This is a genomic window from Bacillus sp. SRB_8, from assembly GCF_003264205.1.
Lineage (GTDB): Bacteria > Bacillota > Bacilli > Bacillales > Bacillaceae_G > Bacillus_A > Bacillus_A mycoides.
Map to the genome: position 1 here is coordinate 259,571 of NZ_NADT01000018.1, position 22,745 is coordinate 282,315.

General features: G+C 34.9%; 26 protein-coding genes, 2 pseudogenes and 2 riboswitches. Of the genes and pseudogenes, 11 read left to right on the forward strand and 17 right to left on the reverse strand.

What is annotated here, in order from left to right:
* Positions 1-18 precede the first annotated feature (18 nt).
* Complete coding sequence (locus tag B5P40_RS11310; protein ID WP_142936360.1) at positions 19-1,695, reverse strand: glycoside hydrolase family 13 protein; 1,677 nt, start codon at positions 1,693-1,695, stop codon at positions 19-21.
* A gap of 278 nt (positions 1,696-1,973) precedes the next feature.
* Here B5P40_RS11310 and B5P40_RS11315 point away from each other — a divergent pair, with 278 nt between their 5' ends.
* On the forward strand, positions 1,974-3,074 hold the full coding sequence (locus tag B5P40_RS11315) for an ABC transporter ATP-binding protein (RefSeq protein WP_002128903.1): 1,101 nt from the start codon (positions 1,974-1,976) through the stop codon (positions 3,072-3,074).
* Positions 3,075-3,143: 69 nt separating this feature from the next.
* Here the strand turns inward: B5P40_RS11315 and B5P40_RS11320 are convergent, their stop codons facing one another.
* The 3 genes from B5P40_RS11320 to B5P40_RS11330 all read right to left on the reverse strand — a co-directional run bounded on the left by B5P40_RS11320 (position 3,144) and on the right by B5P40_RS11330 (position 4,543).
* Positions 3,144-3,653: an SDR family NAD(P)-dependent oxidoreductase gene (locus B5P40_RS11320; RefSeq protein WP_002066937.1), complete on the reverse strand. Its 510-nt coding sequence runs from the start codon at positions 3,651-3,653 to the stop codon at positions 3,144-3,146.
* Positions 3,654-3,718: 65 nt separating this feature from the next.
* Complete coding sequence (locus B5P40_RS11325; protein WP_002128904.1) at positions 3,719-3,817, reverse strand: hypothetical protein; 99 nt, start codon at positions 3,815-3,817, stop codon at positions 3,719-3,721.
* A gap of 270 nt (positions 3,818-4,087) precedes the next feature.
* Positions 4,088-4,543: an RDD family protein gene (locus B5P40_RS11330; protein ID WP_002128906.1), complete on the reverse strand. Its 456-nt coding sequence runs from the start codon at positions 4,541-4,543 to the stop codon at positions 4,088-4,090.
* 131 nt (positions 4,544-4,674) lie between these two features.
* Here B5P40_RS11330 and B5P40_RS11335 point away from each other — a divergent pair, with 131 nt between their 5' ends.
* Positions 4,675-5,106, forward strand: coding sequence for a DUF3997 domain-containing protein (locus B5P40_RS11335; RefSeq protein ID WP_002128907.1), 432 nt, complete (start codon positions 4,675-4,677; stop codon positions 5,104-5,106).
* Positions 5,107-5,150: 44 nt separating this feature from the next.
* On the opposite strand, the gene B5P40_RS11340 is transcribed toward B5P40_RS11335, so the two are convergent.
* Together B5P40_RS11340 and B5P40_RS11345 are read right to left on the reverse strand one after the other, a co-directional pair.
* Positions 5,151-5,909, reverse strand: coding sequence for a hypothetical protein (locus tag B5P40_RS11340; protein ID WP_002128908.1), 759 nt, complete (start codon positions 5,907-5,909; stop codon positions 5,151-5,153).
* 36 nt (positions 5,910-5,945) lie between these two features.
* Positions 5,946-6,674: a DUF4184 family protein gene (locus tag B5P40_RS11345; RefSeq protein ID WP_113709252.1), complete on the reverse strand. Its 729-nt coding sequence runs from the start codon at positions 6,672-6,674 to the stop codon at positions 5,946-5,948.
* Between the two features lie 147 nt (positions 6,675-6,821).
* Between B5P40_RS11345 and B5P40_RS11350 the strand changes: the two are divergent.
* Together B5P40_RS11350 and B5P40_RS11355 are read left to right on the forward strand one after the other, a co-directional pair.
* Positions 6,822-7,091 (forward strand): annotated as a pseudogene (locus B5P40_RS11350) (hypothetical protein).
* A 10-nt stretch (positions 7,092-7,101) separates the two neighbouring features.
* Complete coding sequence (locus B5P40_RS11355; protein ID WP_113709254.1) at positions 7,102-7,827, forward strand: AAA family ATPase; 726 nt, start codon at positions 7,102-7,104, stop codon at positions 7,825-7,827.
* Positions 7,828-7,856: 29 nt separating this feature from the next.
* Here B5P40_RS11355 and B5P40_RS11360 read toward each other — a convergent pair whose 3' ends face one another.
* From B5P40_RS11360 to B5P40_RS11370, 3 genes are all read right to left on the reverse strand, one after another.
* A complete protein-coding gene (locus B5P40_RS11360) occupies positions 7,857-9,032 on the reverse strand; it encodes an acetyl-CoA C-acetyltransferase (protein ID WP_002128911.1) in 1,176 nt (391 codons plus the stop codon).
* 139 nt (positions 9,033-9,171) lie between these two features.
* Positions 9,172-9,621, reverse strand: a complete 450-nt coding sequence (locus B5P40_RS11365) for an NUDIX hydrolase (RefSeq protein ID WP_012261633.1) — start codon at positions 9,619-9,621, stop codon at positions 9,172-9,174.
* A gap of 261 nt (positions 9,622-9,882) precedes the next feature.
* Positions 9,883-10,176, reverse strand: coding sequence for a DUF3928 family protein (locus tag B5P40_RS11370; RefSeq protein ID WP_002088390.1), 294 nt, complete (start codon positions 10,174-10,176; stop codon positions 9,883-9,885).
* A 177-nt stretch (positions 10,177-10,353) separates the two neighbouring features.
* On the opposite strand from B5P40_RS11370, the gene B5P40_RS11375 reads away from it, so the two are divergent.
* Positions 10,354-10,992: an ImmA/IrrE family metallo-endopeptidase gene (locus B5P40_RS11375; RefSeq protein ID WP_113709255.1), complete on the forward strand. Its 639-nt coding sequence runs from the start codon at positions 10,354-10,356 to the stop codon at positions 10,990-10,992.
* A gap of 15 nt (positions 10,993-11,007) precedes the next feature.
* On the opposite strand, the pseudogene B5P40_RS33420 reads toward B5P40_RS11375, so the two are convergent.
* From B5P40_RS33420 to B5P40_RS11395, 4 genes and pseudogenes are all read right to left on the reverse strand, one after another.
* Positions 11,008-11,249, reverse strand: a pseudogene (locus tag B5P40_RS33420) (DNA-binding protein).
* 71 nt (positions 11,250-11,320) lie between these two features.
* Positions 11,321-11,986 (reverse strand): DUF1129 domain-containing protein, encoded by a 666-nt coding sequence (locus B5P40_RS11385; RefSeq protein WP_003191228.1) that lies wholly within the window; start codon positions 11,984-11,986, stop codon positions 11,321-11,323.
* 16 nt (positions 11,987-12,002) lie between these two features.
* Positions 12,003-12,770, reverse strand: coding sequence for a DUF1129 domain-containing protein (locus B5P40_RS11390; RefSeq protein WP_113709256.1), 768 nt, complete (start codon positions 12,768-12,770; stop codon positions 12,003-12,005).
* Positions 12,770-13,102, reverse strand: coding sequence for a PadR family transcriptional regulator (locus tag B5P40_RS11395; protein ID WP_113709257.1), 333 nt, complete (start codon positions 13,100-13,102; stop codon positions 12,770-12,772). Before B5P40_RS11395 ends, B5P40_RS11390 begins: the two co-directional genes overlap by 1 nt.
* A 196-nt stretch (positions 13,103-13,298) precedes the next feature.
* On the opposite strand from B5P40_RS11395, the gene B5P40_RS11400 reads away from it, so the two are divergent.
* Positions 13,299-14,075, forward strand: a complete 777-nt coding sequence (locus B5P40_RS11400) for a 3-hydroxybutyrate dehydrogenase (RefSeq protein ID WP_078177787.1) — start codon at positions 13,299-13,301, stop codon at positions 14,073-14,075.
* A 150-nt stretch (positions 14,076-14,225) separates the two neighbouring features.
* Here B5P40_RS11400 and B5P40_RS11405 read toward each other — a convergent pair whose 3' ends face one another.
* The 4 genes from B5P40_RS11405 to B5P40_RS11420 all read right to left on the reverse strand — a co-directional run bounded on the left by B5P40_RS11405 (position 14,226) and on the right by B5P40_RS11420 (position 18,048).
* A complete protein-coding gene (locus B5P40_RS11405) occupies positions 14,226-14,363 on the reverse strand; it encodes a YvrJ family protein (protein WP_002014881.1) in 138 nt (45 codons plus the stop codon).
* Positions 14,364-14,653: 290 nt separating this feature from the next.
* Complete coding sequence (mtnA, locus tag B5P40_RS11410; protein WP_113709258.1) at positions 14,654-15,709, reverse strand: S-methyl-5-thioribose-1-phosphate isomerase; 1,056 nt, start codon at positions 15,707-15,709, stop codon at positions 14,654-14,656.
* Positions 15,706-16,884 (reverse strand): S-methyl-5-thioribose kinase, encoded by a 1,179-nt coding sequence (mtnK, locus tag B5P40_RS11415; RefSeq protein ID WP_113709402.1) that lies wholly within the window; start codon positions 16,882-16,884, stop codon positions 15,706-15,708. The genes mtnA and mtnK overlap by 4 nt, the downstream gene beginning before the upstream one ends.
* An 88-nt stretch (positions 16,885-16,972) precedes the next feature.
* A riboswitch (SAM riboswitch) is annotated at positions 16,973-17,113 on the reverse strand.
* A 71-nt stretch (positions 17,114-17,184) separates the two neighbouring features.
* Positions 17,185-18,048 carry a carbon-nitrogen family hydrolase gene (locus tag B5P40_RS11420; protein WP_002131202.1) on the reverse strand — a complete coding sequence of 288 codons (864 nt, stop codon included), beginning with the start codon at positions 18,046-18,048 and terminating at the stop codon, positions 17,185-17,187.
* A 14-nt stretch (positions 18,049-18,062) separates the two neighbouring features.
* Between B5P40_RS11420 and B5P40_RS11425 the strand changes: the two genes are divergently transcribed.
* From B5P40_RS11425 to B5P40_RS11445, 5 genes are all read left to right on the forward strand, one after another.
* The gene (locus B5P40_RS11425; protein ID WP_113709259.1) at positions 18,063-19,253 is read left to right on the forward strand and encodes a pyridoxal phosphate-dependent aminotransferase; all 1,191 of its coding nucleotides are present in this window, start codon (positions 18,063-18,065) and stop codon (positions 19,251-19,253) included.
* A gap of 52 nt (positions 19,254-19,305) precedes the next feature.
* Positions 19,306-19,411, forward strand: a riboswitch (SAM riboswitch).
* Between the two features lie 64 nt (positions 19,412-19,475).
* On the forward strand, positions 19,476-20,720 hold the full coding sequence (gene mtnW, locus B5P40_RS11430) for a 2,3-diketo-5-methylthiopentyl-1-phosphate enolase (protein ID WP_113709260.1): 1,245 nt from the start codon (positions 19,476-19,478) through the stop codon (positions 20,718-20,720).
* Positions 20,717-21,376: a 2-hydroxy-3-keto-5-methylthiopentenyl-1-phosphate phosphatase gene (locus tag B5P40_RS11435; protein ID WP_113709261.1), complete on the forward strand. Its 660-nt coding sequence runs from the start codon at positions 20,717-20,719 to the stop codon at positions 21,374-21,376. The genes mtnW and B5P40_RS11435 overlap by 4 nt, the downstream gene beginning before the upstream one ends.
* The gene (locus B5P40_RS11440; RefSeq protein ID WP_002128926.1) at positions 21,373-22,011 is read left to right on the forward strand and encodes a methylthioribulose 1-phosphate dehydratase; all 639 of its coding nucleotides are present in this window, start codon (positions 21,373-21,375) and stop codon (positions 22,009-22,011) included. Before B5P40_RS11435 ends, B5P40_RS11440 begins: the two co-directional genes overlap by 4 nt.
* A complete protein-coding gene (locus B5P40_RS11445; protein ID WP_002128927.1) occupies positions 21,989-22,501 on the forward strand; it encodes a 1,2-dihydroxy-3-keto-5-methylthiopentene dioxygenase in 513 nt (170 codons plus the stop codon). The genes B5P40_RS11440 and B5P40_RS11445 overlap by 23 nt, the downstream gene beginning before the upstream one ends.
* The last annotated feature ends 244 nt before the right edge of the window (positions 22,502-22,745 follow it).

The window sequence follows — 22,745 nt, forward strand, 5'->3', positions numbered from 1 at the left end:
GGTGGCATAAGGCTTTTCTTATTTCAATTTAAATACCATTGCTTCATACGGTCGTAATGTAATGTTTTCTATCAATACATTTTCTACATCATAATTGTGTATTAATAACTCTGCTTCACTATAAATAATGTCCTCAGGCAATTCAAATACACATTCATCTGCAGTAAAGTTTGCAATCACCAGAAGCTTTTCTTCTCCATATGTTCTTACATAAGCAAAAATAGAAGGGTTATTTTCTAATATTAAATCATATGTTCCATACACAACTATTTCATTGTTTTTACGTAATTCAATCAATTTTTTATAGTAATAAAAAATTGATTCTTCATCTTGGATTGCCTGTTTCACATTAATCTCTTTGTAGTTAGGATTTACCGCAATCCAAGGCTCACCCGTTGTGAATCCAGCATGTTCTCTATCATCCCACTGCATCGGAGTTCTAGCATTATCTCGGCCCTTTATATATATAGACTGCATCACTTTATCTATATCTTCGCCGCGCTCTATAACTTTTTCTTTATACATATTTAGTGTTTCAATATCTCGGTATTCATCAATTGATTCAAATCGAACATTGGTCATTCCGATTTCTTCTCCTTGATAAATATATGGTGTCCCTTTCATCATATGAAGTACTGTCGCTAACATTTTTGCTGATTCAGTATGATAAGCTCCATCATTACCAAAACGAGATACAACGCGAGGCTGGTCATGGTTATTCCAATAAAGGCTATTCCATCCTGTTTGTTCTAATGCTTTTTGCCACTTTGTTAAATTTTGTTTCAAAGTAAGAAGTGAGCATGGTTTTACATCCCATTTCCCGCCTTCTCCGGAATCTAAATCCATATGTTCAAATTGGAATACCATTTGCAGTTCTTTTCTAGCTTCCCCTGTATACAATTTAGCCTCTTCTGTCGTTACACCAGGCATTTCCCCAACCGTCATAATGTCATACTGAGACAATACGTCTTCATTCATTTCATGCAAATACTTATGAGTATTCGGACCGTTCATAAAATGTTTATGCCCTGAAACATATCCTTCTTCATCCGTTTCAACAGATGGTAAGCCATCTTCTTTAGAAATAAAATTAATAACATCCATACGGAACCCATCAATTCCTTTTTCTAACCAAAACTTCATCATGTCATAAACATCTTGTCTTACCTTTTCATTATCCCAGTTTAAATCTGGCTGTTTTTTAGAAAACAGATGCAAATAATATTCATCTGTCATTTCATCATATTGCCATGCAGATCCACTAAATGCTGCTCCCCAGTTATTCGGCTCTTTCCCTTCTTTTCCAGGGCGCCATATATAATAGTCTCTATATTTATTATCTTTCGATTTACATGATTCAATAAACCAATTATGTTCATCTGAAGTATGATTAACAACTAAGTCCATCATAAGTTTCATATTACGTTTATGCATTTCATGTAATAGTTCATCCCAATCTTCCATTGTTCCGAACTCGTTCATAATTTTACAATAATCACTTATATCGTAACCATTATCATCGTTTGGAGATTCATAGACTGGTGATAACCAAATTACATCAATACCTAATTCTTTTAAGTAGTCTAGCTTCGCAAGAATACCACGAAGATCACCTATACCATCACCATTACTATCCATAAAACTACGAGGATAAATTTGATATACTACACTTTCTTTCCACCATTGTTTTCCCATTATGCTACCCCATTTCATCTATACTATTGATTCTTTTTTCTTTTTTTCAAGGCGCAAACGTTTTCATTACTGAATGATAACAGATTCTATCCAAATTTAAAATAGCGCTTACAATATTTATTTTCTTTTTCTAATAAAACATGTGGAACTTATTATATATTCATAGGGATAATGAAAACGTTTTATTTTTTTATAGTGTTTTTATTTCTTTTTTGAATCTATTCGTTTATAATAAATTCAAAGAAAACGTTTGCATAAACTTTCTAGGGGGAAATATCATGGCAGAACTTAAATTAGAAAATATTTATAAAATATATGATAATAACGTAACAGCCGTAACAGATTTTAACTTACACATTCAAGATAAAGAATTTATCGTATTCGTTGGTCCTTCTGGATGCGGAAAATCTACAACACTACGAATGGTAGCTGGACTTGAAGATATTTCAAAAGGAGAATTTTCAATTGATGGTAAGCTAATGAACGATGTTCCTCCAAAAGATCGAGATATCGCAATGGTCTTCCAAAACTACGCTCTTTATCCACATATGAGTGTGTATGATAATATGGCATTTGGATTAAAACTTCGAAAAATACCGAAAGATGAAATCGACCGTCGAGTGAAACATGCAGCTCAAATTTTAGGGCTTGAACAATATTTAGATAGAAAACCGAAAGCTTTATCAGGTGGACAACGTCAACGTGTTGCATTAGGTAGAGCAATTGTTCGAGACGCAAAAGTCTTCTTAATGGATGAACCATTATCAAACTTAGACGCTAAACTACGTGTTGCAATGCGATCAGAAATTTCTAAATTACACCACCGCCTTGGCACAACGACAATTTATGTAACACATGATCAAACTGAGGCAATGACAATGGCTTCACGCCTTGTTGTTATGAAAGACGGCAAAATCCAACAAATTGGAACTCCAAAAGAAGTATATGAAACACCTGAAAATATTTTCGTTGGTGGTTTTATCGGTTCACCCGCAATGAATTTCTTCCGTGGAAAATTAACTGAAACCGATTTCGTTATAGACAGTTCACTAAAGTTTAAAGTATCTGAAGGAAAAATGAAGTTATTACGCGAACAAGGCTATGTAAATAAAGAAATTGTTTTAGGTATTCGTCCAGAAGATATTCATGATGAACTATTATTTTTAGAAGCTTCACAATCTACTACTTTCACAACAAAAATTGAAGTTGCAGAGTTGTTAGGGGCTGAATCCATTTTATATATGAAACTTGGAAATCAAGATTTTGCAGCACGTGTTGATGCAAGACATACTTTTTCACCTGGTGACCAAATTAAACTTGCTTTTGATATGAATAAAGCACATTTCTTTGATAGCCAAACCGAACAACGTATTCGTTAAAAAATAAAGTTCTATAATAGAACATACAAAAAAACCGTCCACATATATACTGGGGGCGGTTTTCCATTATTATACTAGGGCTTCTATTGTATGAAATGATTGTCCTCTCGTGCTAATAATACCAAAAACAGGTAAATCACTAAGCACCACTTCTTCTTGCTGTTTCATAAAAGATGACGTTAATTGTTTTATCTCTATCCAAACGTCATTAATACAAAGTACATTGGAATCGTTCTCTTGTTGGCGAGAAAAAATAGAATCTATTTTATATAGACCAGCATTTTGAAAAAGCATATCAATACGACTGTATGCCTCCATAGCAAAACTAATAACACGTTGCCAATCTCCTTGTTTCCCCATATCGTAGGATACAAAAAGTGCTTCTCCGCCTAAATCCGTAATTTCCTCAGCTGTTGCTTGTCCACTTTCTTGATCAATGTCCGTCACAATTACTTTTGCGCCTTGCTTAGCCAACAAAAGAGCTGTACTACGTCCAATACCGATGCCACCACCAGTTACAATGGCAACCTTTCCTGCAAGCTTCATTTTCATTACCCCTTCTATAAGTCTTACCGTCATTCAGTATACTCCTTTATTAGATTAGTCTGCAAGCAGGAAAAGTTCACTCTACAGCTTGTAAGCGATTACTTTTTTGTTTCTTTTTTTTTCTTACTATTATATTGATCGAAGGTTAAACCAATAAAAATAAGAATTCCCCAAAATATTAAGCTACCTCCAGTCATTCCAAATCCCCCTTTGTTATATAACGATATTATTTATACCCATTATAACATTCTCTTAATTTTCAATCTATTTAAAACGAAAATAGGATGTTTGAATTAGCTACCGCTTCTTTAAACATCCATCAATAATATGGAGGGTATTATATAGGAAATATCCGCCCTATATCAATTCCATTTATGGAATTTTTCATGAAATTAAAAATAAGACTTTTTATATACAAACAATAAAAAGTCTTATTTCATTAGTAGCACGTATACTCTAAATATTAATTATACAAGACTCATCACTTTTGTCTTTGCAATTAAATCATGGAAGCCACAATTATCTTTGCGGAATAACATCATATATACATTGCATATTAATGGAACTCCAAGTAATAATATGCTTGGTAATAATACTACCAAAAATCGTATTATTAATGTTTGTAACGTTAGTTTTTCACTTGTTAACGAGATTATTTTTGTTCTTGTTACCTTTTTACCAAGTGTAGAACCGTTCCAAAGAAAAGGTAACAGAATAAAATTTATAGCCATTAATACGAAAACAAGTGTAAGGTCATATCTATAGTCACCTAAACTTATATTAAAACGATTAAAAATAGCACTATAGTTTCCTGTAATAATAGCTACTACTGCACCGTACGTAACCGAGATTAAAAACATGTCAATAAGGGAAGCACCTATGCGATTCATTACAAGCGCTGGACGATGCATCTTTAACTTCATTTTGTGTCGACTCCTTCATATCCTTCTTTACCCGTTTCATCGTACCACTTCTAAAAAACATTGTAAACTGGCGTTTCGCTTACTTTTCTTGTACAATGTGTTACAACAGCATTATAAAGGAGGTTCCCATATTGAAAAGATGGATAATCCTATTTGCCGCACTCTTATTAACAGGTTGCACAGGCAATACAAACCATTTAACCTATACAATTAACGATGAATATGAACTCATACATACTTCTGGAGATGCATTTGAACTTTTCCCATCGCAGGATGCTGTATATGCTACACAATACATCCCTGCAAAAATTACAGAAATTGCTTGGGACGATAAATACATTATCACAAAGCAAATTGAGGAAAAATCAGATCCAAACAATCCTGACGCAGCAATTACAAATAAAAAAATTGAACATTATTGGATTATCGATGTAAAGCATAATAAACGATTTGGTCCTTATAATGAAAAACAATTTAACGAGCAAAAAGATGCTTTTAAAATTACAGTGCCTTTTCAAAGTGTAGATTCATATGTGAAAGAGCTAAAAAAACAGTCAGCATAACTTTTTATGCTGACTGTTTTTGCTTAAATTATTATAAAGACACTTTATTTAGAGAGTGAAATATTAAAAGTTTGCGGTTCTTTAACAGCTTCATTTGTGTCTCCTGCTGCTAAATCATCTGTCGTAAACTTAATATCCTTTACTTTTTCTTTTCCATCATCAAGTATTAAACCGATAATTCCTTCTCGTGTCTCACCAGGCCTATAATCTTCCCTTGAAACACTCTTTGTACCAACGAGCGTATCTTCATCATATAAAAAGTTTTGAGTCGCTACATTAAAATGTTGTTTGTCATTTATAGCAACACCATTCATAGAGAAAAATTGCATGTTCTTATCTCCACTATTCTCTACCTTATATGTAATTTCAACATACCGAATCGTATCGCTAATCTCTGTTCCACTTAACGATGCATATAATTCAGCATCTTCTTGACTCACTTTATCTCCCAATCTACGCTTTACTTCTTCAGGAGTTAATGCAGTATACACTTTCAATGTATTTTTTGCCTCTTTGCTCATTTGTGATAATGAGATAACTTTAACATCTTGTACGTGAATTTTCATTGGGGCTACTTCAAATGTCTGATTCACAGAATGAATCTGTTCTAATTCAAATGTCCCCCACCCTTTTTCTTTCACTTTTTGTCCTACTTTTTTAAGCTCACGCCCACCATACTCTTTTGTTTCTGGAATAGATTCTTTCTTTTTAGGTTCTGCCTTCTTTTCTTCTTGCTGGAAGCAACCACTTAACATAAGAAGAAAACTGCATAAAACAAAAATACTTTTCCATGCTTTCATCATTTAATTTCTCCTAACACTATCATTCATTAATATAAATTAGTCCCTTGATTTGTAAACTATAGAAACAATAAGAAGTCCACAAAACGAACTTGTCAGTCCAGATACTATTATACCTCCTATTTGGAAAATATGAAAATAGGGGTCTAATAACGCGTGAACGATAAATATAATGGCCGCCACAACGATAGATGAAGCCCAATATTTCTTTTTTTCCGCAGTTAAACTAGTATCTTGATCAGTTTCCCTCCTATATTTCCATAGTACATATATTAGTAATAGTAGACCAAAACATGTACTCCCATGCTGTAAAAATTTATAAATTGGAATACTATATACTTCTTGCTGTAACAGCGGCATTTCCATAACAAAATAGCCTGTCTTATGAGTAAAAGCATCCCAAACGACATGAGTCACCATACCGAATAAAGCAGAATAGCAAAATACAAAAAAATTCTTCCAAGTATACAGCCCCCACTTCGCATCTACTACATATTTATAGTAACTAGCAAAAGGCTTAGGTAAATGTGTTATAAACGGTCCTTTTAAAATACGATGATATGCATATGCTAATAAAAAAACGAGTGGTAAATTCAAATAGAAGAAACCAACCCATGTATGGCCAATAATACCGTATGGCCTAAAATATAAAAAATATTCAAAATCAGGTGCCATACTACCCAATATAAGAGCCGTCACCGAAATATAACTAGAATGTTTCTTAGCAAAAGGGAGAACAGCTGCTGGATGTGGGAATGTAAACGGCATATTAATACTCCTCTTCATATTTCCAATAGAATACATACTATCATAACGACATGAATAATCTCTATGCAATATTTATTTTCACATTGGAATATGATAGTTTAAATGTTATAATTCACATAAAATATTCAGAAAATAAGGGGGGATCACGTGTCGTTAACACTTGTATTTTTTCTTGTTCTGTCTACCTTGTTTTTAAGTACATACATTGGCTTCTTTCTATGGAAGCACTTGAAAATTATAAAATATATGCCTGCTCTCTTTGGCTTTATGAGCGTTCTTTTCATTTTCATATGGAAGAGAATGACTTTCGACTGGGAAGGGCTCGGTTTTGGCGCACTTTAATATACAATATTACTAGCAAGTTGTATTACACTTGTATTCGCTGCTTTTTTAGAAACAAAATCCGTTATGAATTGAGGTTTATATATTGATTGAAACACCCTTTTTAAAAAGCGTCTCATTACAAAAAGAAAATATCCCTAGCTTTTCCGCATATCCATACTGCTTACCGGCTATACGAACATTACAATCACTCCTTTTCCATCCGAATGTAACATTCATTATTGGAGAAAACGGAACGGGTAAATCAACATTACTCGAAGCGATTGCAGTTGCTTTAGGTTTTAATGCAGAAGGTGGAACGAAGAACTTCCGTTTTAACACGTACGATTCACATTCATCTTTACATGAATACCTTCGAATTTCAAAAAGTTTCAATACACCAAACGACGGTTTCTTTCTTCGCGCTGAATCATTTTATAACGTTGCTTCTTATATCGATGAAATAGATGCTGTAAAATCTTATGGCGGCGTTTCACTTCACGAACAATCACACGGCGAATCCTTCTTCTCATTATTTATGAATCGTTTTTCAGGACAAGGTTTATACATTTTAGATGAGCCTGAGGCAGCTTTATCCCCAATGAGACAACTTTCAATGCTCATTCGCATGCACGAACTAGCTGAACAAGGTTCACAATTTGTTATCGCAACGCATTCTCCCATTTTAATGGCTTATCCTGAATCTACTATATACTCTTTAACTCAAGAAGGGATTCACGAATCGACATTAGAAGAAACGGAGCATTACCAAACGACGAAACTTTTCTTTGAAAATCGCGATCGATTATTTCATCACTTATTTGAGTCATAAAAAAAGAGGCAGCAATCGCTGCCTCTTTTTTATAATGCTTCTATAAATAAAGCTACTCCAATACCGCCTCCAACGCATAGAGAGGCAATACCTTTCTCTAATCCACGTCTTTTTAATTCGTGAATTAAACTTACCGTAATACGAGCTCCTGTACAACCAATTGGATGTCCAAGTCCTACACCACTACCGTTTACATTCACTTTCTCACGGTCTAACCCTAACTCTTTCTCTACAGCTAAATATTGTGCAGCGAAAGCTTCATTAATTTCAAGTAAATCTGCATCTTCTAATGACCAATCTACTTTTTCTAATCCTTTACGAATTGCTGGTGCTGGTCCAATACCCATAATTTTCGGATCTACACCCGCTACTGAGTATCCAACAATTCGAGCTAACGGTTGTAAGCCTTTTTCTTTTGCTTTTTCTTCGCTCATTAATACTAGAACTGCACTTCCGTCATTAAGACCAGATGAATTCCCTGCAGTTACTGATCCGTCTTTACGGAAAGCTGGTTTTAATCCTGCTAATTTTTCAGCTGTAATATCTGCACGTGGATGTTCATCCTTCGCAAATACAACTTCTTTTCTACGTTCTTTTATTGTAATAGGAACAATTTGATCGTCAAAGTATCCAGACTCCATCGCTTGCAACGCTAATGTATGACTACGAAGCGCAACTTCATCTTGTTCCTCTCTTGTAATTTCATATTGTTCAACTAAATTTTCCGCTGTTTCACCCATCATAATATGGTGAATCGGATCTTCTAAAACTTCCCACACCGTATCACGAATTTCTCCGTGCTGTAGACGTTGTCCCCAGCGGTGTTGTTTTAATGCATAAGGGCTCGAGCTCATTGCTTCTACTCCACCTGCAACAACAATATCACTTACACCTAATTGGATTTGCATTGCAGCAGACATAATTGCTTGCATACCTGAAGAACATTGACGTTGAATTGTATAACCAGTAACTGTGTCAGGAAATCCTGCCGCTAATGCAGCTGTTCTTGCCGTATTTGCTTCATCAGTTCTTTGAATACAATGACCTAAAATTACTTCATCAACTTCATGTGGCTCTACTCCGCCTCTTTTTACAGCTTCCTGAAGTACAGGAACAGCTAATTCTACTGGTGTTATATTTTTTAGTGCTCCTCCGAAAGTTCCAATTGGTGAACGAACTGCAGCTGTAATGACAACATTATGCATTTTGTACTTGCCCCTCTCTTATGTACCCTAGTAAGTTTGTAGGTGAAATTCCATAAGTTGTATGTCTAAAATTATCATACTATAAACATACCAAAAAATCAAAATATTTAATATAATAAAAATAGAAGGAATTAACCTTCTATTCTGTCAATGCGTATAAGAACTTTTGTAATATCTTCTCTGTCGTTTCATTCAATTTTGGTAACTTATCTACTGGAAAATATTGAAGTTCTAACCCTTCATGATCGAGCTTTAATTCTCCGCTTACATGATGTGCCTGATACAGATGAATCACATTAAAAATTTCATCTCCATTTGGATAACGGAAATAAACTTCCTTTCCTGAAAGAACGCCAAGAAATTGCATAATTTTCGCGTTTAGTCCCGTCTCCTCGAATAATTCTCTACGAGCAGTTTCTTCTGTCGTTTCTCCCAGTTCCATTGCCCCACCAGGTACGCCCCAATCATATGTATCTGAACGATATTGAAGCAATACTTCTTGATTATCATTTAATATAATAATTGCTGATCCTACTAAAATAAGTGGTCTCGTACCAACTACTTTGCGTAACTCTTCAATATACCCCAATATGTAAACTCCCCTTTCCTCACCCTTCCTTATCATAACAAAATTCTCTTTCTTTTGTTGCTGTAATTTTCAATAAAAAAGGAAGCTTCCACTTCCTTTTTTTACCGTTATCCTGCTATTTGCGGGCGGTAAGACCCCTACCTCAAAATTCAGCGAAAGTAAAGAAGTTAGGTGGGGATCGGGCTGCCCATAAAAGCCCTATTGGTGAGGGCTGATAATCAGTGGGCGATGAACAAAGCCCCCACTGATTAAAGTTTCACTTTATTTCTTAAAGCTTTCGTATTTTACAACTTCAAAAGCTTCTTCAATTTCCTCATTATGATAATGGACATATGTAAAACGCCCTAATTCTACTAACCTAGCTATTTCTTGCAATGCTTTATGCTGATCATATGTTTCTTCAATTGTAATATGTACATAAAACTTCATTAATGGATGTTCATATAAAGGTTCTCCCACCTCCACATATACATCTTCAACCCCTTGCACAACTCTTACATAGCTCGCAAATTGATACAGAGCTTCTCTGTCTGAAACGATTTTTAATGTATACATATATTCTCCCCCTTTTCTTTACTATATCAAAAAGCAGACCATACTACGTTATAGAACTATGAATTTTTTTCGACTTATAGTCTATATATTCGTGTAATAAACAAGGCGTTTATCCATACATAGGACCTTTCCCCCACATATATTATAGAAAGAATTTTTTCATTTGAGGTGTTCCTTATGAATTCATACGTTAATATATGTGTTTGCATTACTCCAGGCGCCGATATTTCTGACGACCGTATTGCAAAAGATTTAGCAGTTGCAGAATCAATTTGGCATCCCATTACATTTAAAATTAAAGAAGTAATTGTACTAAACGAGCTTTTCCGTTTTTCTAATCGGGAAATTAGTTATAAAAACTCCATTCAAAGTCAGGAAAAATTATCATCTTTTTTTCAAACTTGTGTTAACGAAGCTCCTGAATGCGACCTTTATATTTGTTATATTGGTAGTGATTATTTCAAAGAAACCGCAGTAATCGCTTGCGCTTACTCTCTAGCGAAACAACAACAACAACAACAACAACAACAACAACTTACTGGTTACATCGTTTTAACAAACTCAGCTGCTCCAATGAAAAATATATACACCCTCGCTCACGAAATTGGTCATATTTTATTTACAAGACGAATTCATGGAAAACTTACGCACGCAGATCCCCACTCTCCAACCGGTTCTGAACATCACCATTCACCATCGAACCTTATGTACCCTATAGTCCCTAGCCCTAATAACGTTCACATCAATTCATTATTAACAAATGAACAAAAAGCGCTCTCTTTACAAAGTCCTTTATTACAAAGAAAAAAACAGTAACGATATTGTTACTGTTTAAAAGAATATATTCAAATAAACAAACCAGATTTCGGCTGCAAAGGATACACTATACACCTAAGCATAATCCTTCTAAAAATCAAAATATAGTATTTCTTTGGAAATAATTTTTTGTATATCCAGAGCAGCCACTTTCCTATTAAACTGAAGAATAAAATATATCGTGATGTTTAAAATATTCATTATGCTCTTTTGGTGAAGGCAGTATAAATTCCTAAAGTCATTAATCCTAGAAACATAATAGTTAATATACATATAAGTATGATTTACATATATGCTCATCCTCTTCTTTTATTTCTAGAGCTTCTCATTAGAAAAATACTCTTACTAGTTGTTCAACCATCACTATCATAAAAATTGGAATTCCTAACACAAACAAACCACTCCAACCAAGAGACCGAACATTCACAATCGTTGTTATCACTAGCATAACCCCTCCAATTAAATATCTTCCTAATTGAGGGACTTCATAGGAAGGAAAACTATACCAATCTTTTAAAAACATTATTAATACTGGTAAATAAGTAAGTATTACTGCTCCAAATAGCAGTAAACCCTTTTTCAACATACTCCTTTGAAAACTAGCACCTCTTAAAAATAAAATTCCTCCCACAATCATTAACACTAAGATAATCGGATATCCAATCAACCCTATTAAAGAAATGGTATAAGGCTCATTTAAATTTCGAAATAAAAGATCTGGAACAGCCCAATAGCATAATATGCTCATAATAGCTGTAGCTAGCCATCCTAAATTCCGTTTATAATCAACTTGCATTTCTTTTACAAGTTGATTTGCATATTCCTTTGGTGAATCACCAAATATATCCTCTACACTCTTGCCCCTTTTTTCACCTTCAGTTAAATGCAATTCTGCATCTTCTAAAAAGGATTCAATATCTTTTTCACTTATCCCTTTTGCTGTTAAATAAGTACTTGTATTTGCCAGAAAATCTCGTGACTCTTGAGAAAGCATCCCATTCCCCCCTCCCTTATTTAACCGTTTCTCTTCTATTCGCCTTCATCATAATTTCAAGGAAGATTAAAATAAACAAACTTCCGTATAAACATATAATTTGAAATAACATTGGCACGAGATCTTCCGATGTGAACGTTTTAAAAACTAACATAATAGAAAGCGGAATAATTAAATATAAATTTTTAAACCATCCTTCAAAATATATATTTATAGCTACCGTGAGGATAAAGATCCCTCCAGCTAATATATAACTTTGGACTAGAGTCAACGTAAACATCGTTGTAGGATATATCATATCTAATATCGGAACTGCTCCTAATAAAAACATTGGCGCAATCATGACTAAAAACCACATGGAAAACCACGTTTTTGTAAAACTTGTTACAAATGTCATTTTACGAAGCAGAAAATTTGGACCCATTACAGCTACGATCAATGTAAAGCTATAGCCAATGCACTGAATAAGTGAAATCTGTAGAATTCCGTTATTCACTATTAAGATAGAAGCAATAAACCAAAACGATACGATATTCATTACCGTAAAACCAATTTGCTTCCAATTTTCCTTTCTATCCCTTTCCATCACTTTTACAAGTTCATTCGCATATTCTTTCGGTGAACTTCCGAAAATATCTTCTACACTTTTCCCTTCACCCTCACCTTCTATTAAATGCAACTCTGCATCTTCTAAAAAGCTTTCAATATCGCTTTCTTTCACACTCTTTGCAGTTAAAAATAATCTCATATCTAATAAAAAATTTCGCGCTTCATTTGATAACATTATTTTTTTCTCCCCTTCCCTTCAAGTAGACGCTCTACACTACTTTGCATCGCTTCCCAGCGATCCATAAATTCATCCAGTGCTTCCTCGCCTTTTTCTGTTAATGTATAATATTTTCGCTTTGGGCCAGATGGAGATTCCTTCATTACACTTGTTATTAACCCTTCCTTGTGCATTCGTATTAATAACGGATAAATACTTCCCTCACTCGCCATTGTAAAACCATACTTCGCTAATCTTTCACTCATTTCATAACCGTATATTTCACCTTCAGAAATAATAGCAAGTAAGCATCCTTCTAAAATCCCTTTCAGCATTTGACTTGTCGACATAATTGAAATCCTCCTGCTATCTTGTTTTACAAGATAGATAAGCGTAAGTACCTTGCTTTACAAAATAGTATAGCAGAGACTATTTTGCAAAACAAGATAGCTAAAGATATTTTTCCAAATGTTTGCAGGGATTTTATTATCACCTCTCTAAATAGAGCAATAAGAGAACTTTTATTATGAAGGAGTGTTTTTCATCATGGTTACAAATCGAGTTGTCTTTTTAACAGGTGCTGCGAGCGGTATTGGTTATGAAATGGGAAGTGCTTTCGCAAAAGAAGGTGCGAAAGTTGTCATTAGTGATCGCCTTGAAGATCGTGCAAAAGAAGCTGCTGAACAATTGCAAAAAGAAGGCTATCAAGCCATTGGTTTAAAATGTGACGTTACATCTGAAGAAGAAATTACAGCAACACTTTCTCAAACAGTTCGTCATTTCGGTTCATTAGATGTATTAATTAACAACGCAGGAATGCAACATGTTTCACCGATTGAAGATTTTCCAACTGATAAATTCGAGCTTCTTATTAAAATTATGCAAATCGCTCCATTTATCGCCATCAAACATGCCTTTCCGATTATGAAAAAGCAAAAATATGGTCGTATTATTAATGTTGCTTCGATTAACGGACTTGTTGGATTCGCTGGAAAAGCTGCCTATAATAGTGCGAAACATGGTGTAATTGGATTAACAAAAGTTGCTGCTTTAGAGGGAGCAACTCATGGAATTACTGTAAATGCTCTTTGTCCCGGATATGTTGATACCCCTCTTGTACGAAATCAACTACAAGACTTAGCAACTACGCGAAATGTACCACTTGAAAATGTTTTAGAAGATGTCATTTATCCTCTTGTACCACAGAAGCGTTTGCTACAAGTACAAGAAATTGCTGATTATGCTATGTTTTTAGCGAGTGAAAAAGCAAAAGGTATAACTGGTCAAGCTGTCGTTATCGATGGTGGTTATACTGCTCAATAAAGTGAAACTTTAATCAGTGGGGGTTTTGTTCATCCCCACTAATTATTAGCCTTCACCAATCGGGCTTTTACTGCCCGTTAATGCGGGATAAAAAATAAAGTTTGCTCTTCGCGAGCAAACTTTATTTTACTTTCTATCGCGAGGATCTTCCTACTTTAGTAATTGTTTAGGGAGCTTCTCAATTGCTACAATCACTCCGTCTAATTTACTTTCAATGCGATGTAGTAAATATAGCGTTACAACAATTGGAAAGCCCACATTACCTATCATCCCGATCCACTCTTCCATCTTTCTCTCCTCCCTTCATTACATAAATAAGAGGAAACGAAGACTTAAGGCATAAAAAACAAGCTATTTTTTATTAGCTTGTTTTTTAACTACTCAGCCATACATTTCATTTTTCAGCATATAGATTGCTACCATGAAGATACAAATGGTCCTACACCTTGCTACCTTTCTTTGTTTTAAAACGTTGCGCGTGGTAGGAACAGGCACTTACCGCTCCTATACATAACCAGTCCCTCTCGACCATTTAAAAACATGCTTTTCTACCGTTTTTTTATATAGCGACTGAGCAGTTAGCTTATTTTTTCAAATAATGATGTAATTTTTTGCTTATAATCTCCACGTAAAATACCTTTCTCAGTAATAATCCCCGTAATTAATTCATGCGGTGTTACATCAAATGCAGGGTTAAATACAGGCGTTCCAAGTGGCGCCACTTGTTTCCCAAAAATTTTCGTAACTTCTGTTTCATCTCTTTCTTCAATGACAATTTCAGCACCTGTTTGTTTCGTAGTATCAAATGTAGATAACGGTGCTGCAACGTAAAATGGGATACCGAAATACTTTGCTAATATAGCTAAATTTAATGTTCCTATTTTATTAGCAGTATCACCGTTTTCAACGATTCGATCTGCCCCTACGATAATCGCATTAATTTCTTTCGTTCGAATTGCATGTGCTGCAGTATTATCCGTAATAAGCGTTACATCAATGTCTGCTTGTTTCAATTCCCATGTCGTTAAACGGCCACCTTGTAAAACCGGCCTCGTTTCACACGTATACGCATGTAAACGCACACCCTTCTCTTTCCCAATATAAAATGGGGCTAATGCTGTTCCATATCTAGCAGTTGCAATACTTCCAGCGTTACAAATTGTTAAAATTTTATCACCGTCTTTAAAACATGTTAAAGCATGTTCTCCAATACTTCGGCACACCATTTCATCCTCTTGCTGAATATGAAGCGCTTCTTCTTCTAATATTTTTTGAGCTTCTTTTATTGTAGTAATCTCTCGAATAGATTCTCTCATACGATCGATTGCCCAAAATAAATTGACTGCTGTCGGGCGTGATGTTCCTAAATAGTTACAATCTCTATTAAACTTCTTCTGAAACTCATAGATATTTATAGCATCGTATTTCTTTGCCGCAAGCGCCAAACCAAACGCAGCTACAATTCCAATTGCAGGCGCTCCTCGTACTTCTAACATAATGATACTTTTCCATACATCTTCAATATTCGTTAATGTTTTGAATTCAGTGACATGCGGCAACTTTGTTTGATTTAATACTGCAATTGCATCGCCTTTCCAACTTACAGATCTCGGAATAGTAATAATTGTACTCATGCTTTTACGCCTCCAACTGTCTGTTGAAATAATGTTCGAAACAGTTGAATATCAGCACCCTTGGCTTCATATTTTATTAGTTCTCTACCTAAGGATAACGCTTGTTTTTTAGCTTGAATTCTATTTTCTTTATTTGCTATCCCATCTAAATCCGCTACATGAGCTAAGCCAATTGTTCTACGAATCAGTTCACATCCGGCAAATCCGACGGCATCAGTAAAGATATTTTGCAAAATAATTGGTAACCATTGTTTTTCTTTCGTATATGCTTCTACACCTTCTCCAATCCATAACTTCGTAAAGTTTTCTACAAAATAACTCCATGTCTTTTCTATATGGAAAAATAGTACACTTCTCTTTTCTTCTTCTCTAGATAAAGCATTTAATAATAGATTTGCAATAAATTGACCGATATCAAACCCAAATGGACCGTACGTTGCAAATTCTGGATCGATCACTTTCGTTTCAGAAGGTGATGAAAAAATACTACCAGTATGTAAATCACCATGAATAAGCGCTTCTTTTCTCGTTAAAAACTTATATTTACATTGTGCTACTTTTAGTTTTAAAGTTTTGTCACTCCAAAGTTCATCAATCACTGACTGTAAATCTGACTCATAATCATTCGTATCATAATGTCCAAATGGATCCGTAAAAACTAAATCTTCTGTAATTTTACTAAGGTCTGGATTTACAAATGTACCTTCTAGTACCCTTTTCTCTTCTGACTGTAAACCGAAATCTGAAGTATAAAACAAAACATGTGCTAGAAAACGACCGATATGCTGGGATAAAAGTGGATATCCTTCTCCATCTATTAATCCTTTTCTTGTAATTGTTAGTCTTGATAAGTCTTCTATTACTGTAACTGCTAACTCTTCATCATGACTGTACACTACCGGAACATAATCTGGCACATACTTCGCAAAAATTTGTAATGCTTTACTTTCAATCGTCGCTCTTTTTATAGACAGTGGCCAGCTCTCACCAACTACTTTCGCATATGGCAGTGCTTGTTTTATTATAATAGACTTCTCTCCATCATCTAATTTGAACACGTAATTTAAATTTCCATCTCCAATTTCATGACAAACTACATTTGCTTTCTTTTCAAAATAACCGTGTTCTTTCGCATATTGTATAGCTGTTGTTTCAGTTAATGAATAATATCCCATCGTCTTCTCCTCCTTTTCATTCAGAGGTTTTTCTAAAATAGAAAAACCCCTTTCCACAAAGAAAGAGGTTTGAAGTTTATCTTCTCCCCTCTTATCTGCCAGAAAGTTTACTTTCTGCTGGAATTAGCACCGTGCCTTTTGGCGTCATAAACGCCCCATTTCACAATGGTATTACGGTCGGTTGCTGGGCTTCATCGGGCCAAATCCCTCCACCTGCTCTTGATAAGAGTTTTATAATTTTTAGAATTTTTAACTTTATGATGAAGACTATACCAAGAATAAAAATCACTTGTCAACATTTTATTTGTATAATTCTGGACGACGATCTGCAAAAACTGGAATTCCTTTACGTACCTCTTTAATTTTCTCGAATTTAAGTTCTCCAAATAAAATTGATTCCTCTTCATTTGCCTCTACCACAACTTCACCCCAAGGATCCACAATTAGAGAATGACCTGCAAACTCATTATTCGGATCCTTTCCTGCTCTATTGCACGCAACAACATAACACTGATTTTCAACTGCTCTCGCCTGTAAAAGCAAACGCCAATGTGCTAAACGTACTAATGGCCATTCTGCTACAACAAATAAAACTTTTGCACCTTTAGCAGTATGAACGCGCATCCACTCTGGAAAACGAATATCATAACAAATTGTACCAGCACACTCTACATCATCTAACTTAAATTCACCTGTCTCATTACCAGCAACTAAATATTTATGTTCATCCATCAGCTGAAATAAATGTACTTTACTATATTCATTGACTAGATTCCCTTCATTGTTTACAACATACATTGTATTTGTAACCCCTTGCTCTGTTTGCTTTGCTATGGAACCACCAACAATATGTACACCATATTGCTTCGACCATTCTTTCAACTTTTCTTTCGTTTCTAATCCATCCGTATCTGCAATTTCAGAAAGTCTCGTTAAATCATATCCTGTTGTCCATAGTTCTGGTAAGACGATAACATCTGGTCTTTCTTTCATCGCTTCACTTATTTTTTTTTTAGCGTTCTCAATATTTTTTTCTACATCTCCAAAGACAATATCCATTTGAATACATGCGACTTTCATTTTTTCAGCCCCATTCTCATTTTTTTCTTTACAAAATACTGGAAAGATTATATCATTTGTCACTAGAATTGTAACAACTTTCAAAAGAGGTGGAAAGTATGAAATTATTTCAACCTTCTGAGATAGTAACATCATTGCCAACACAATTTTTCGCTTCACTTGTTGCAAAAGTTAACAAAGTCGTTGCAGCTGGTCACGATGTTATTAATCTAGGTCAAGGTAATCCAGATCAACCAACACCGCAGCATATCGTTAAAGCTTTACAAGATGCTGCTGAAAAGACCATTCATCATAAATATCCGCCATTTCGCGGACACGAAAGCTTAAAAGAAGCCGTGGCAACATTCTATCAACGTGAATATGATGTAGTAGTAAATCCAAAAACTGAAGTTGCTATTTTGTTTGGCGGAAAGGCTGGATTAGTAGAATTACCAGTTTGTTTTACAAACCCTGGTGATACTATTCTCGTTCCAGATCCAGGCTATCCAGATTATTTATCAGGAGTTGCTTTAGCAAAAGCACAATTTGAAACAATGCCGCTTATTGCAGAAAATAATTTTTTACCGGATTATACAAAAATTGATGACTCTGTTGCGGAGCGAGCAAAGTTAATGTTTTTAAACTATCCAAATAACCCTACCGGCGCTACTGCATCAAAAGATTTTTTTGATGCAACCATTCATTTTGCTAATAAACATAATATATTAGTTGTTCACGATTTTGCTTACGGTGCTATCGGATTCGATGGTCAAAAGCCTGTTAGTTTCTTGCAAGCAGACGGCGCTAAAGATACAGGTATTGAGATTTACACTTTATCGAAAACTTTCAATATGGCTGGATGGCGTATTGCTTTTGCAGTAGGAAATGAAAGTGTCATCGAAACTATTAACCTATTGCAAGATCATATGTATGTTAGTATTTTTGGTGCAGTTCAAGATGCTGCCCGCGAAGCACTATTAGGCTCGCAGTCTTGTGTGGTAGATCTTGTTAATAGTTATGAATCTCGGAGAAATGCTCTTATTTCAGCTTGTCACTCAATTGGTTGGAAAGTAAACATTCCAACAGGATCATTCTTTGCATGGCTTTCTGTTCCAAAAGGATATACATCTGAGCAATTTTCTGACATTTTACTAGAAAAAGCACACGTTGCAGTTGCTCCTGGTGTTGGATTTGGTGAGCACGGCGAAGGGTATGTCCGTGTTGGTCTCTTGCATACAGAAGATAGATTACGAGAAGCAATTAATCGAATTGATAAATTAAATTTTTTCAAAAAGTCATTGACAACATAAAAAATATCTGACAAAATTCAGTTATCTTAAAAATTTAAACATTTCTAAATACTTCTTATCAAGAGCAGGTGGAGGGACGAGCCCGACGAAACCCGGCAACCGATCTACAATTGTAGACACGGTGCTAATTCTCGCAGCGTTACGCTGACAGATAAGGAGCTGGTTGTAAAAAAACCTCTCCTTAGCTGAGAGGTTTTTTTATTTAACTAGGAGGGTATAACAATGAGCGGAATTATAGCGACATATTTAATCCACGATGATTCTCACAACTTAGAAAAGAAAGCAGAACAAATTGCAATCGGTTTAACAATTGGTTCATGGACTCATTTACCACACTTATTACAAGAACAATTAAAACAACATAAAGGCAATGTCATTCATATTGAAGCGTTAGACGAACAAGAACATATTAACTCTTACCTTGGCAAAAAAGTATCACGTGGACTCATTAAAATTCATTATCCATCGCTGAACTTTAGCCCTGACTTACCAGCCATTTTGACAACAACATTTGGAAAACTTTCGTTAGATGGAGAAATTAAACTAATTGATTTAACATTCTCAGACGAATTAAAGAAACAGTTCCCTGGACCAAAATTTGGAATTGAAAGCATCCGAAACCTTTTACAAGTTCAAGATCGACCTCTTCTAATGAGTATTTTCAAAGGGATGATAGGACGGAATATTGGATATTTAAAAACTCAACTACGCGATCAGGCAATTGGAGGCGTAGATATTGTAAAAGATGATGAAATTTTATTCGAAAACTCATTAACACCACTTATAAAAAGAATTGAATCTGGGAAAGAAGTTTTACAATCTGTATACGAAACTTACGGGCATAAAACTTTATACGCAGTAAATTTAACAGGTCGAACTTATGATTTAAAAGAAAACGCGAAACGTGCGGTGGTAGCTGGAGCAGACATTCTTTTATTTAATGTATTTTCTTATGGATTAGATGTACTGCAGGCACTTGTAGAAGACGATGAAATTCCAATTCCTATTATGGCACACCCTGCTGTAAGTGGCGCATATTCATCATCGAAACTATACGGTTTCTCTTCTCCATTACTACTTGGAAAACTACTACGTTACGCTGGTGCTGATTTCTCTTTATTCCCATCACCATACGGCAACGTTGCATTAGAAAAAGAGGAAGCTCTTCTCATTACAGAAGCATTAACTGAGGAAGACCACTATTTCAAGAAAAGTTTTTCTGTTCCATCTGCTGGAATTCATCCTGGTTTCGTTCCCTTTATTTTACGAGATTTTGGTAAGGATGTTGTTATTAATGCCGGCGGCGGGATTCATGGGCATCCAAATGGAGCTCAAGGTGGTGGCAAAGCTTTCCGTGCTGCAATTGAAGCTACTTTACAAGGTAAACCACTCCATGAAGTGGATGAAATAAATTTGCATAGCGCACTACAAATATGGGGAAATCCTTCTCATGAGGTGAAATTATGAGTATTCAAGTATTTTGTGATTTCGATGGTACGATTACAAATAACGATAATATCATGTCCATTATGGAGAAATTCGCACCACCAGAAGCAGAGGAAATAAAGCAAAAAATTTTATCGCAAGAACTTTCTATTCAAGAAGGTGTTTCTCAATTATTTCGATTAATACCTATTAATCTACACGATGATATTATTCAGTTTTTACAAGAAACTGCTGAAATCCGTACAGGTTTTCATGAATTCATACAATTCATTAATGAAAATAACATTTCCTTTTACGTTATATCAGGTGGAATGGATTTCTTCGTCTATCCACTCTTACAAGAAATAATCCCTAAAGAACAAATTTATTGTAATGCAACTGACTTTTCAGGAGAATTTGTTGAAGTGAAATGGCCGCACCCTTGTGACGAGCAATGTCAGCATAGTTGTGGTCTCTGTAAATCATCATTAATTCGTAAACTAAGCTCTAAAGATGATTTTCGTATTGTGATTGGAGATTCTATTACTGATTTACAAGCAACAAAACAAGCAGATAAAGTATTCGCCCGTGACTTCCTTATTACAAAGTGTGAAGAAAATCGTATTGCTTATACACCGTTTGAAACATTTCACGATGTTCTAGCTGAACTAAAACATTTGTTGGAGGTGAAATTATGAAACAACTTTTTCGTCAATGGTATGACTTAAGTGAAATTAAAAAAGAATTAACAACTCGGAATTGGTTTCCAGCAACGAGTGGAAATATTTCTATAAAAGTCAGTCATGATCCCCTTACTTTTCTTATTACAGCAAGTGGCAAAGATAAAACCAAAACCACTCCAGATGATTTTTTATTAGTAAATCATCAAGGAGTTCCCGTTTTAGAAACTGAGTTACGCCCTTCGGCAGAAACAATATTGCATACACATATTTATAACAATACGAACGCCGGGTGCGTACTTCATGTTCATACAACTGATAACAATGTCATCACAAATTTGTATAGTGATGCAGTCACCCTTCAAAATCAAGAGATTATTAAAGCTCTTGATATTTGGGAAGAAGGTGCAACGATTAACATTCCTATTATCGAAAATGATGCTCATATCCCGACGCTTGGAGAGAAATTCCGAAAGCATATACAAGGAGATTCAGGAGCAGTATTAATTCGAAACCATGGCATTACCGTATGGGGCCGTGATAGCTTTGATGCAAAAAAAAGATTAGAAGCTTATGAGTTTTTATTCCAATTTCATATAAAATTATTATCAATTCAAGGAGGCGTTTCTAATGGCGCAAATTCGTATTCATGAGGAAAATACTCGTATTGAAAATGAAGTAGCAGTATCAAACTTTCTACAAGGAGAAGATGTTTTATATGAGAAATGGAATATTTCTAAACTTCCTACTCATTTAAAAGAAAATTACTCCTTAACAGATGAAAACAAAGCTGAAATATTAACGTTGTTTTCAAAAGAAATTGCTGATGTTTCAGAGCGCAGAGGTTATAAAGCATATGATGTGATTTCACTTTCAAATAGCACACCTAACCTTGACGAGTTATTAATTAATTTCCAAAAAGAACACCATCATACTGACGATGAAGTTCGCTTTATTGTCAGCGGTCATGGCATCTTCGCTATTGAAGGAAAAGATGGTCGATTCTTTGACGTTGAACTCGAGCCTGGTGATCTTATATCTGTGCCTGAAAATGCAAGACACTATTTCACCTTACAAGATGATCGCCAAGTTGTAGCTATTCGTATTTTTGTTACAACAGAAGGTTGGGTTCCAATTTATTAAGGTAGCTAGTTGAATAAAAGAACTTGGAACCCCTTTTCCAACCTTTTATTCACTCTACATATATACATCCTCCTATGGACCAGGCTTATTTCATAACATTGAAGTAAGCCTGATTTTTTATTTACTAAAATGATTTTTCCCTTTCGTTTGTTTAAATCAAATATCTCGAATCACAATTCCACTTTATCAAGTATATTTCGGAATTTTTTTTGAACATTTATTGAACTTTTTTTGAAATTTTTCT